This is a genomic window from Stenotrophomonas sp. VV52 (assembly GCF_002893095.1).
Classification (GTDB): domain Bacteria; phylum Pseudomonadota; class Gammaproteobacteria; order Xanthomonadales; family Xanthomonadaceae; genus Stenotrophomonas; species Stenotrophomonas aracearum.
The window spans coordinates 139,377-151,106 of record NZ_PKQQ01000010.1 but is presented as its reverse complement, the minus strand read 5'-3'; the positions used below and the strand labels follow the sequence as shown (position 1 = coordinate 151,106).

Genomic DNA, 11,730 nt, shown 5'->3' with positions numbered 1-11,730 from the left:
ATCGGCCATGGCAGCGGAAGATTGAGCGGGGGCGTTCAGCCGGCGGTTGGGCGCACGTCTCGGTTGCTGCGACGCGGCTCGGCTATCCTGCCCGACAGAGAATGAATTGGAATTGACATGGCCAAGCGGCTTACCGCCTACGTGTGCACCGAGTGCGGCGCGGAATACAGCAAGTGGCAGGGCCAGTGCACCGAGTGCGGCGCCTGGAACGTGCTGAGCGAAATCACGCTGGAAAGCGCGGCGGCTGCCAAGTCGCCAGCCGCGCGCCGCTCGGGCTGGGCCGGCAAGGTCGATGCACCGAAGATCATGGCGCTCAAGGACGTGCAGCAGACCGAACACCTGCGCGTGAGCACCGGCATCGGCGAGTTCGACCGGGTGCTCGGCGGCGGCCTGGTCGAAGGCGCGGTGGTGCTGGTTGGCGGCGACCCGGGCATCGGCAAGTCGACCCTGCTGCTGCAGGCGGTGGCGAAGATGGCGGCCGGGTTGCCGGTGCTGTACATCACCGGCGAGGAGTCGCTGTCGCAGGTGGCCGGCCGCGCAGTGCGCCTGGACCTGCCGCTGGACAACGTCCACGCGCTGGCCGAAACCCAGGTCGAGGCGATCCTGCAGCATGCGAGTGCGGCCAAGCCGAAGTTGATCGTGGCCGATTCGGTGCAGACGCTGTGGACCGAATCGCTCACTGCTGCGCCGGGCTCGGTGAGCCAGGTCCGCGAGAGTGCGGCGCGGCTGGTGCGGTTTGCCAAGGAAACCGGCACCGCCGTGTTCCTGGTTGGACACGTGACCAAGGAGGGCGGCATCGCCGGCCCGCGCGTGCTCGAGCACATGGTGGACGCGGTGCTGTACTTCGAAGGCGAGAGCGGCAGCCGCTTCCGCCTGCTGCGCGCCTTCAAGAACCGCTTCGGTGCGGTCAACGAGCTGGGCGTGTTCGCGATGGGCGAGAAGGGCCTGAAGGAAGTCTCCAACCCTTCGGCGATCTTCCTCTCCGGCGGCAGCACCCGTCAGCCGGGCAGCTGCGTGATGGTCACCCGCGAAGGCACCCGCCCGCTGCTGGTGGAGGTGCAGGCACTGGTGGACGCCTCGCCGCTGTCCAACCCGCGCCGCGTGGCGGTGGGCCTGGAACAGAACCGCTTGGCCATGCTGCTGGCGGTACTGCACCGCCACGGCGGGGTGCTGGTCGGCGACCAGGACGTGTTCGTCAACGTGGTGGGCGGCATCCGCGTGCAGGAAACCGCCGTGGACCTGCCGGTGCTGCTGGCGGTGCTGTCCTCGCTGCAGGACCGGCCGCTGGCCGAGAAGACGATTGCCTTCGGCGAAGTCGGCCTGTCCGGCGAGATCCGCCCGGTCCCCAACGGCGAAGACCGCCTGCGCGAAGCCGCCACGCATGGCTTCAAGCGCGCCATCGTGCCCAAGGCAAACGCGCCGAAGACCGGCAGCGTGAAAGGCATGGAAGTAATCGCGGTCGAGCGTCTGTCAGAGGCCATCGACGCGATCTGAATCCGTCGCCCTGCTGTGCTAGTTTTCCGCTACTGGATCCCACGAAAACGACTGCATGCAAGACGACGCCCTGGATGTGACCGGCCCCAGCGAGATCCGCCGCGCAGGGGTCGACCTCAATGGATTGATGACGGTCCTTGGCAAGCACCTGTATTCCACCCCCGTGGTGGCGTTGCGCGAACTGGTGCAGAACGCGCACGATTCGCTGCTGCGGCGGCGCCTGGAGCAGCCCGGCTGGCAGGAGGCGGGCCGGATCGAGGTGCGCGGCGACGCGGCCAACGGCATCGTGCGCATCATCGATACCGGTGCGGGCCTGACCCAGCAGGAGATCCACGATTACCTGGCTACGGTGGGCGTGGGCTATACGCGCGGCCTGCGCCAGGCGGGCGCCGACGACGAAGGGTTGATCGGCATGTTCGGGCTGGGGTTCCTTTCCGCGTTCGTACTGGCGCGTCGGGTGACCGTGCGCACCACGTCCTACCAGCAGCCCGCGCTGGGCCACTGCTATGTCTCCAGCAATGCGGAGCAGTACACGGTGTCGCCCATGCCGGCCCGCGCGGTCGGCACCGAGGTGGTGCTGGAACTGCATCCCGGCTACGCCCATCTCGCGCAGGAGTCCAGGCTGCGCGACATCCTGGCACGCTACTGCGCGTTGCTGGGCGAACCGATCCACATCGGCCAGGACCCGCGCGCGGTCAATCCCGAGCCGCCGCCCTGGCGCCCACGGGCGGGGGTCGCACTGCACCCACTGCAGGCGCAGCGCCGCGCGCTGGAGTTTGCCGCGCAGTTCGAGCGCAGTTTCGAACCCATTGCCTGCATGCCGCTGGGTGCCGGAGTTCAGAGCGACGCGGTGGGGCTGCTATGGGTACAGGATGGCGCAACCTACGGCACCAGCGACAACCGCAACCTGTCGGTTTTCGTGCGCGGGATGCTGCTGGACGACGATGCGCGCGATCTCCTGCCGCCCTGGGCCGGCTTCATCGGCGGCGTCATGGAGTCCGCCCGACTGACGCCCACCGCCAGCCGCGAAGATCTGCAGCGCGATGACATCTACCACGCGGTCCAGCACGCCTTGTCGGAAGCGCTGATCGACGGGCTGGCAGGCATCGCCATGCAGCAGCCCGAGGCCTGGCGCCGGATACTGGCGCGGCACAATGAAGCGCTGCTGGGCGCATCACTCTGCGATGAGCGCCTGTTTTCGCTGCTGCTCGAGCACGTACGCATCCCCAGCTCGCACGGCGATGTCAAGGCCGGTGAGCTGAGGTCGGGGGGCGCGGTCCACGTGATCCTGGACAGCGGCGGCGGTTTCGAGGAAATGCTGTTCCGTGCGATGGGTGTACCGGTGGCGCATGGCAACCGCTATGCGGTGGTGCCTTTCCTGCGCCGCTGGGCCCAGGCCAAGGGCGTTCGCCTGGTAGAGCTGGGCACCGAACAGGGAAACCGGGCGCTGTTCCGTACCGACACCCTGCCAGAGGTGGAGCTCGACTGGTTGCAGACGCACCTGGGCGACGGTGAGCAGCTGCTGCCCGCGCACTTCAGCCCGCTCGAGCTGCCGGTGGTGGTGGTGCCTGATCGCGATGCCGAGCTGAAGCGCCGCCTGGAAGACGACGAAAACAACAAGCGCGTCTCGACGGCCGCGGTGCGCTTGGCGCGCCAGTTCACCGCCCGGATTACCGCGCGGTCACCCACGCGCCTGTACCTCAACCTGGACAATCCGGCCGTGCGCGCGCTGCTGGCCGCAATGCGCGCCGACCACCCGCAGGCGGCTGCGGCTGCGCGCCTGCTGCGCTCGGTGAAGGTCATCCTCGGCGCGCAGGGGCGCGCGCAGGACGACGGCGTGGCCAGTGGTGATCTCAATCGAGCATTCGGCGGCATTGCCGATGCGGTGCAGCAGATGCTGCAGGCGCGCTGAAACTTACATTGCAACGATACGCAACACAGGACGGCAACGCGTGGATATCTGGAACTGGGTGGGGAAGCTTCAGGACGACCTCGACGAGGCAGGACAGGCACAGGGCGCGCAGTTGCTGACGCGCTTGACCGATGAGGTCTGCGAGCTGCGCATGGACCGCGTGGATGCGCTGCTGCCGGAAGCGCGCGCGCTCGGCAAGACGCTGGCCAATCCCTGGGTGGAGGTATTCGTGGGCCATTGGGAACTGCGCAACCGGGTAGGCAATCGCCTCGAGGGCGAGGCGGCCTTGGGCGATACCGTTGCGTTGTTCGAACGTGCCCATCGCCCCGATACCGTGGAGTGTCCCCAGTCGGTGTGTGTCACCCAGGACCTGGCCGCCTGTTACGGCAATATCGACGGACCGGGGTGGGTGTCCGAACGCATCGAGGTGTGCGACGAAACGCTGGCGCGGATCGACCCGGGCTGGGCCTGTTACCAGTGCCTGAGCTGCGAGCGGGCGGACGCGATGATGGACGACGGCAACAGCCAGGGGGCGCTGGATTACCTGGATGCCCAGGCCAGCGCAGTGCTTGCCCACGGCGGCACGGTCGACGACAGCTTTCCGGAGATGCGCGTGAAGATCCTGCTTGGAAGTGGTCGCGCCGCCGAGGCGCTGGCGTTGATCGACCAGCGCCAGGGCGAGGTGGACGCAGGCGACTACGACGAACCGGCCAACTGCAGCGTGCCACGCCGGCAGTCGCGCGCGTGGGCGCTGGCGCAGCTGGGCCGCGACGACGAAGCGTTGCAGGCGATGGTGCCTTGGGCGCAGTTGTCGCCCAACTACCGCCGCATGTGGGCGCACACGGTGGCCCTGCTGGTACGCAGGGCACCCGAGCGCAACAGCTGGGACCTGGGGCGCCGGCTCAGCCTGACCCTGGCGCACTTCGCCCAGGTCGGCGCGCACCGAATGGTGGTGGAAATCGCGGGCCTGTGCGTGGAGATGGCGCTGCAGCGTGGCGCGCCGTGGAGTGCACGACGCCATCTGGCGCTCGCCCGTGAGCACGTGACCCGGTTGCGACAGGACCGAGGTGCTGCGCAGGCGGTGGCGGCGATGGCGGCGGAGATCGACGCCGCTCCGGCTGCGGCCTCCGCGCCGGTGCCCGCCGAGCTGCTTCTGGAGTGGCTGGCAGGGCAGGACGGAAGCGGGCGTGACCCGGAACGCGAGGCGCAGTGGCTTCTGCAGGCTACGCAGGAACGGCCGGAGGATGCCGCGCTTCTGGACATGGCGGCCTCGGCACTGGCTGCCTGTGGTGCCGGGGAGCAAGCGCTCGCACTGCTATGGGCCTTTGTCGAGCGCCATCCGCACCAGGATGGCGCCCCGGCGTATTCCCTGGCGCGCATGCTGGTGGAGCGCGGCGACCAGGTCGGGCTCGACCGGCTGGTGCGGCACTACCAACGGCAGGTGCCAGCGTTCGCGCTGTGGTGTCATGCCCGGATGGCGCACAAGCTGTCTGACTGGACGGCAGTGGAGCAGGCCTGTACGGCGCTGCTTGCGCTGTCGCCCGACGCGCAGGAGGCGCGCAGCCTGCTGGCCGGGGCGCTGATGTCGATGGGCCGTTTCCAGGACGCCGCCGCCCACTATCGTCTGCTCATAGAAGCGACGGATGCGCCGCGCAGTGCGTACTGGGACCACATGACCGCCGCCAGCGCCGCCCGCGATTGGGACGCCGTACGCGCGTCGGCCGCCGCGCTTGGCATGGCACTGGAGGGCAGCGAAGGTGTGGTCGAGGAGGCCTGGGGCACCGTGATCATCCGCTCCATCGACCCGAACGATCCGATCGAATACTACGCACGCCGCACCGGCCCGGTCACGGCCCGGATCGTGGAAAACGCACCGTCCAACCGCCGCCAGCGGGTCGGCGACTGGGTCGTCTTCGACGCAGCGCTGGTCTACCCGGCGCCGGAAGATGAGGACGAACGCAGGCATTTCATGCCGACCTATCCTGAAATCCACCTGCTGGAAGAGGGCGGCTACGCAACCAGCTGGCTGGTGGACGGCGTGCATCCCGGCGAAGAGGCGTGGAACGCATTCTCCGAGGCCGTTGCGGCCCAGGGCTGGAAGCTGTGGACCCATAACCGGGACGATTACGAGGTGGTCGACACGCAGGCTGGCGACGTTGCGCTGCCGGGCGTTCTGTTCACCGTCGCCCAGCCGCGCGGGCAGCTACCGCTGGTGCTGCATCGCTTCCTGCTCGAAGCCACTGCTGGCTGGCCTCACCGCATGTGCTGGCTGCGCTTGGCGGAGTCGTGCGATCAGGACGAACAGCCACATCTGGATGTCATTGAGCGGTACGGTCTGTAGGGCCCAAAGGGCGCAACCGGCTAGCGGGAGCGCCCGAACACCAGCTCGATCGCAAACTGGCTGCCAAAAAACGCCAGCAACAGCAGCGCCATCGCCGTCAGCGTCCAATGCACGGCCTTGGCGCCGCGCCAGCCGTAACGGCGGCGGCCGATCAGCAGCACGCCGAACACGATCCACGAGAGCACGCTCAGCACGGTCTTGTGCACCAGCTTCTGCGCCAGCAGGTCGTCCACGAACAGCACCCCGGTGACCAGGGTCAGGGTCAGTAGCGCGAAGCCCGCGCCGATCACCCGGAACAGCAGCGACTCCAGGTCCGCCAGCGGCGGCAGCGCACGCAGCCAGGGCCGGAAGTCGCGACGGCGCAGGGCGCGTTCCTGCAGCCACAGCATGATCGCCAGCAGCGCGGCCACGCTCAGCGTGGCGTAGGCCAGCAGCGCCATCCAGGCGTGGGTGGCCAACTGCCAGCCCAGCGGCTTGCTCGGCGCGTGGCCATAGGCGTGGTACGCGCACAGCAGCACCGCCGCCATCGGGAACACCAGTACGCCCAGCGTCGCCATGCGCCCGCGCGCGGCCACCAGCGAGGTCAGCCAGGCCATGCCCAGCCCGACCAGCGACAGCGCCGCGAAGAAGTGCATGTCCGGCCCCCCGCTGGTGCGGATGGCCACCAGCGCGTGGTAGCTGCCGTGCAGGACCATCGCCGGGATCGCCGGCCACAGCCAGCCCGGGGAGGCGGCGGCGTCATCGCGCACCACCGCGCGCACCAGCAGGCCGGTGGCGGTCAGGTAGAGCAGGGTGGCGATGAGAACGATTGTCATCGTGCCAGTTTCTCATACAACGCGTGGCCCCGGGCCGGGCCCGGCGACCGGCTATACTGTGGGTCTCTTTGTCTTTCGTTCTGAACAGGTTGCCTCCATGTTCGAGTCCCTGACCCAGCGCCTCTCCGGCACCATCGAGCGGCTGCGTGGCCGCGGTCGCCTCACCGAGGAAAACATCCGCGAGGCCACCCGCGAGGTCCGCATCGCGCTGCTGGAAGCCGACGTCGCCCTGCCGGTCGTGCAGGCGCTGGTCGAGCGCATCAAGGTGCGCGCGGTCGGCCAGGAAGTGCTCAAGTCGCTGACCCCCGGCCAGGCGCTGATCAAGATCGTCCGCGACGAACTGACCGCGGTGATGGGCTCGTCCGCCTCGGACCTGAACCTCAACGTGCCGGCCCCGGCGATCATCCTGATGGCCGGCCTGCAGGGTGCGGGCAAGACCACCACGGTGGGCAAGCTCGCCAAGCACCTGAAGGACAAGCGCAAGAAGAAGGTGATGGTGGTGTCGGCCGACGTCTACCGTCCGGCCGCGATCGAGCAGCTCAAGACCCTGGCCGACCAGGTCGGCGTGCTGTTCTTCCCCTCCAGCGCCGACCAGAAGCCGGAAGCCATCGTGCGCGCGGCGATTGACGATGCGCGCAAGTCGTTCGTGGACGTGCTGCTGGTCGATACCGCCGGCCGCCTGGCCATCGACGACGCGATGATGGCCGAGATCAAGGCCCTGCACGCGGCGGTCAACCCGGCCGAAACCCTGTTCGTGGTCGACGCCATGACCGGCCAGGACGCGGCCAACACCGCCAAGGCCTTCGGCGAGGCGCTGCCGCTGACCGGCGTGGTGCTGACCAAGACCGACGGTGACGCCCGTGGCGGTGCCGCGCTGAGCGTGCGCTACATCACCGGCAAGCCGATCAAGTTCGTCGGCGTCAGCGAAAAGCCGGATGGCCTGGACGTGTTCCACCCGGACCGTATCGCCAGCCGCATCCTGGACATGGGCGACGTGCTGTCGCTGGTGGAGCAGGTCGAGCAGCAGGTCGACAAGGACAAGGCGCAGAAGCTCGCCGAGAAGGTCGCCAAGGGCAAGAAGTTCGACCTGAACGACATGCGCGACCAGCTCGAGCAGATGCAGAACATGGGCGGCATCGGCGGCCTGATGGACAAGCTGCCCGGCCTGGGCCAGATCCCCGAGCACCTCAAGCAGCAGGTCAGCCAGGGCAAGGAAGTGCCGCGCATGATCGCCATCATCAATTCGATGACCAAGAAGGAGCGCCGCAATCCGGGCCTGCTCAACGGCTCGCGCCGCGCCCGCATCGCACGCGGTTCCGGCCTGACCCCGGCCGACGTCAACAAGCTGATGAAGCAGTATCAGCAGATGGAAAAGATGATGAGCAAGATGGCCGGCGGCGGCATGAAGGGCATGATGCGCAGCATGAAGGGCATGAAGGGCATGATGGGCGCCATGGGCGGCCGCGGCGGTTTGCCGTTCCGGTGAACCCGCGAATCCTCGAACGCGCCGACAGTTTCTGTCGGCGTTTTTCATTGCAGGCCCCGATCCTGCTGGCCCCGATGGCGGGCGCCTGCCCGGTCCCGCTCTCGGCCACGCTGGCCAATCAGGGCAGCATGGGCGCAATGGGCGCAGTGCTGTCGCAGCCGCATGACATCGTGGCGTGGATGGACGCGTTCCGCGCCCATTCCAGCGGCCCGGCCCAGGTCAACGTGTGGATTCCCGACGACGCGCCGCTGCGCGATGCCGCTGCCGAAGCGGCCAGCCGCGCGTTTCTCGCGCAGTGGGGGCCGGAGGTGCCGGCCGAGGCGGCCGACGGCGGTCCGGCCGATTTCGATGCGCAGTTCGACGCACTGATCGCGGCGCGCCCGGCGGTGGCATCGACCATCATGGGCGTGTTCTCCGAGACCCAGGTGCAGCGCCTGAAGGACGCCGGCATTGCCTGGTTCGCCTGTGCCACCACACTGGCTGAAGCGCTGGCCGCCGAAGCGGCCGGTGCCGATGCGGTGGTCGCGCAGGGCTTCGAGGCCGGTGGTCACCGTGGCGCGTTCGACCCGGCAGCCGCCGAGCGCCAGCTTGTCGGGCTGTTCGCCCTGGTGCCGCGCCTGGCCGACCGCCTACAGGTGCCGGTGATCGCCGCCGGTGGCATTGCCGACGGGCGCGGCGTGGCGGCCGCCCTGATGCTGGGTGCCAGCGCGGTCCAGGTCGGCACCGCGTTCCTGCGCACGCCCGAATGCGCGATCGATCCCGCCTGGTCGCAGGCACTGGCAGCAGCCGAACCGGAAGACACCTGGCCGACGCGCGCCTTCAGCGGCCGACTCGGTCGTGGCCTGGCCACGGCCTATGTGCGTGCTGCGGCCGATCCCGCCGCGCCGCCACCGCGGCCTTATCCGGTGCAGCGCGGGCTGACCGCGCCGATGCGCGCGCAGGCCACTCGTGAGCACCGCATCGATGCGATGCAGGCGTGGGCGGGGCAGTCGGCCTGGATGGCGCCGGAGCGTCCTGCGGCCGACGTGCTGCAGTCACTGTGGGCCGACGCGCGCGAGCTGCTCGGATGAGCGTGTACTGCAACGGGCACCCTGCGACTGCTGCGGACCTCGCGGCTGCACTGGTCAATTACGGCCACTTCACCTCGCTGCAGGTGCGGGGGGCTGCAGTGCAGGGGTTGGACCTGCATCTGCGCAGACTGCGGCAGGGAACGGAGGAATTGTTTGGCACCGCGCTGGATGGCACCCGGGTGCAGGCGTGGATCGCGGCGGCGCTGCAGGCCGAAGGAGTGTCCGATGCGTCGGTGCGGGTCACCGTGTTCTCGCGCGCGTTCGATTTCCGCCAGCCGCTGAAGGCGGTGCCGGTGGATGTGCTGGTGTCCGTGGCGGCGCCGGCATCCATGCCGGGCACGCCGAAGCGCGTGCGCAGCGTGGTGTATCAGCGCGACCTGCCGCACCTCAAACACGTGGGCACGTTCGCGCTGTTCCAGCACCGTCGGCAGGCGATGCAGGACGGTTTCGATGACGCCTTGTTCGTGGACGCGCACGGCAGGATCAGTGAAGGCAGCACCTGGAACGTGGCCTTTGCGCGCGGCGGCGAACTGGTGTGGCCGCAGGCGCCGGCGTTGCGGGGTACGCACGAGCGGCTGCTGCAGGCGGGGTGGGGTGGGGAACCGCAGCTGGCGCCGGTAGGATTGGATCAGCTGGGTGGGTTCGACGCGGCGATAGGCCTCAACGCCACCGGCGTCTGGCCGATCGCGGGCATCGACGGGTACCGGTTTGCCGAGTCGGAGGCGCTGTCGCGGCGGGCGGCGGAAATCCTTGCCGCTGAGGCCTGGGCAGCTCTGTAGAGACACGCCATGCGTGTCCCGCGCAATCCCGAACGGAACCGGTTCCCGCGGGACACGCGCGGCGTGTCGCTACGCCGGCCATTGGCCGGTCGAGGCGGCGCCGGCAACTCCCCATTCAGGTTCGCCGCCACCGTCGGGCTTGGAATGCCCAGCCCCCGCCGCTATAATCGCCGGCTTACCGCGCCATCCTGGCGACTGGGCAATAGAGGAAATACCACCATGGTCAAGATTCGACTGACCCGCGGCGGCGCCAAGAAGCGTCCGTTCTACCACATCATCGTGACCGACTCGCGCAGCGCGCGCGACGGCCGCAACATCGAGCGCGTTGGCTACTACAACCCGGTTGCCCAGGGTGCCGAGTCCCGCATCGTGCTGGACCTGCCGAAGGTCGACGCATGGGTCGCCAACGGCGCCCAGATGACCGACAAGGTCCGCAACCTGTACAAGGAAGCGACCAAGGCCCAGGCCGTCGCGGCCTGATCCTGAAGGGCCGCGCCTGGCGCGGCCCGTCGGCATACGCAGATGAAAGATACCGAGCGCCGCATCCTGCTGGGCAGGATTGTCGGCGCTTTTGGTGTGCGAGGCGAGATAAAGCTCGAGTCCTGGACCGAGCCGCGTACCGCCATCTTCAACTATCAGCCCTGGATCCTGCGGTCACCCGCCGGCCAGGAAAGCACCCTCAAGGGCGCGCGTGGACGCCAGTCCGGCAAGCATCTTGTGGCGGTGTTTCCCGATGTCACCGACCGCGACGTGGTCGAGTCGATGTTCGGAACCGAAGTCTATGTAGCACGCAGCGCGCTGCCGCCGCCGAAGGCCGACGAGTATTACTGGGTCGACCTGGAAGGCCTGCAGGTGCGTACCGTTGAAGGCGTCGAACTGGGCCGGGTCTCGCACCTGTTCTCGACCGGCTCCAACGACGTGCTGGTGGTGCAGGGCGACCGTGAGCGGATGATTCCGTTCGTGCAGCCGGACTTCGTGGTGTCGGTGGATTTCGAGGCCAATCTGGTCGTCGTCGATTGGGACCCGGAGTTCTGATCGATGCGCATTGACGTCATCACCCTGTTCCCGGAATTCATGGCGCAGTCGGCCGCGCTGGGCGTGGTCGGCCGTGCGGCCGAGCGCGGCCTGCTCGACCTGCATGGTTGGAATCCGCGTGACTACGCCGAGGGCAACTATCGCCGGGTGGACGACCGTCCGTTCGGCGGTGGCCCGGGCATGGTGATGCTGATCGAACCGCTGCGCGCCTGCCTGGCGGCCGCCAAGGCGGCCGACCCGGCGCCGGCGCCGGTGATCTACCTCAGCCCGCAGGGCAAGCCGCTGACCCAGGCCAAGGTCCGCGAACTGGCCGCGCTGCCGCGCATGATCCTGCTGTGCGGCCGCTATGAGGGGGTGGACGAACGGTTCCTGGCAGCGGAAGTGACCGAGGAAATCTCGATCGGCGACTACGTGCTGTCCGGCGGTGAGCTGGGCGCGGCGGTGATCGTGGACGCGGTGACCCGGCTGCAGGAAGGCGCCCTGAACGACGTCGAATCGGCCGCCCAGGACAGTTTCGAAGGCCCGCAGGGGCTGCTGGACTGCCCGCACTTCAGCCAGCCGGCACACCATGAATGGGGCGATGTCCCGGACGTGCTGCGCTCCGGCAACCACGCCGCCATCGCCAACTGGCGCCGCCAGCAGTCGCTGCTGCGGACCTGGCTGCGCCGCCCGGACCTGCTGGACGAGTCCGCCCTGTCCAAGGCCGACCGCAAGCTGCTGGACCAGGCCAAGGCCGAGCACGAGTCCCCGTAGCGCGGGGCGCCCAAATACGCTAGAATCGCGGATTCCCATCAGGCC

Annotated in this window: 10 protein-coding genes; 9 read left to right on the top strand and 1 reads right to left on the bottom strand. The window is 68.7% G+C overall.

Going from position 1 to position 11,730, the window contains the following annotated elements:
* The first annotated feature begins 117 nt into the window (after window positions 1-117).
* The 3 genes from radA to C2U58_RS15985 are packed head-to-tail and all read left to right on the top strand — an operon-like array spanning window position 118 to window position 5,747.
* On the top strand, window positions 118-1,494 hold the full coding sequence (gene radA / locus C2U58_RS15995) for a DNA repair protein RadA (RefSeq protein WP_102946762.1): 1,377 nt from the start codon (window positions 118-120) through the stop codon (window positions 1,492-1,494).
* A gap of 55 nt (window positions 1,495-1,549) precedes the next feature.
* On the top strand, window positions 1,550-3,406 hold the full coding sequence (locus C2U58_RS15990; protein WP_102946761.1) for an ATP-binding protein: 1,857 nt from the start codon (window positions 1,550-1,552) through the stop codon (window positions 3,404-3,406).
* Between the two features lie 40 nt (window positions 3,407-3,446).
* Window positions 3,447-5,747, top strand: coding sequence for a hypothetical protein (locus C2U58_RS15985; RefSeq protein ID WP_102946760.1), 2,301 nt, complete (start codon window positions 3,447-3,449; stop codon window positions 5,745-5,747).
* Between the two features lie 20 nt (window positions 5,748-5,767).
* Here the strand turns inward: C2U58_RS15985 and ccsA are convergent, their stop codons facing one another.
* On the bottom strand, window positions 5,768-6,562 hold the full coding sequence (gene ccsA / locus C2U58_RS15980; RefSeq protein WP_102946759.1) for a cytochrome c biogenesis protein CcsA: 795 nt from the start codon (window positions 6,560-6,562) through the stop codon (window positions 5,768-5,770).
* A gap of 97 nt (window positions 6,563-6,659) precedes the next feature.
* Between ccsA and ffh the strand changes: the two genes are divergently transcribed.
* From ffh to trmD, 6 genes are all read left to right on the top strand, one after another.
* A complete protein-coding gene (ffh, locus tag C2U58_RS15975) occupies window positions 6,660-8,048 on the top strand; it encodes a signal recognition particle protein (protein ID WP_102946758.1) in 1,389 nt (462 codons plus the stop codon).
* Between the two features lie 74 nt (window positions 8,049-8,122).
* Window positions 8,123-9,118: a nitronate monooxygenase gene (locus C2U58_RS15970; protein ID WP_253256768.1), complete on the top strand. Its 996-nt coding sequence runs from the start codon at window positions 8,123-8,125 to the stop codon at window positions 9,116-9,118.
* Window positions 9,115-9,897, top strand: coding sequence for an aminotransferase class IV family protein (locus C2U58_RS15965; RefSeq protein ID WP_102946756.1), 783 nt, complete (start codon window positions 9,115-9,117; stop codon window positions 9,895-9,897). The genes C2U58_RS15970 and C2U58_RS15965 overlap by 4 nt, the downstream gene beginning before the upstream one ends.
* A gap of 219 nt (window positions 9,898-10,116) precedes the next feature.
* Window positions 10,117-10,377, top strand: coding sequence for a 30S ribosomal protein S16 (rpsP, locus tag C2U58_RS15960; protein WP_070208354.1), 261 nt, complete (start codon window positions 10,117-10,119; stop codon window positions 10,375-10,377).
* A 42-nt stretch (window positions 10,378-10,419) separates the two neighbouring features.
* Window positions 10,420-10,932, top strand: coding sequence for a ribosome maturation factor RimM (gene rimM / locus C2U58_RS15955; RefSeq protein WP_102946755.1), 513 nt, complete (start codon window positions 10,420-10,422; stop codon window positions 10,930-10,932).
* Window positions 10,933-10,935: 3 nt separating this feature from the next.
* Entirely contained in the window at window positions 10,936-11,685 is a 750-nt protein-coding gene (gene trmD / locus C2U58_RS15950; RefSeq protein ID WP_102946754.1) for a tRNA (guanosine(37)-N1)-methyltransferase TrmD, read from the top strand.
* Window positions 11,686-11,730: the final 45 nt, after the last annotated feature.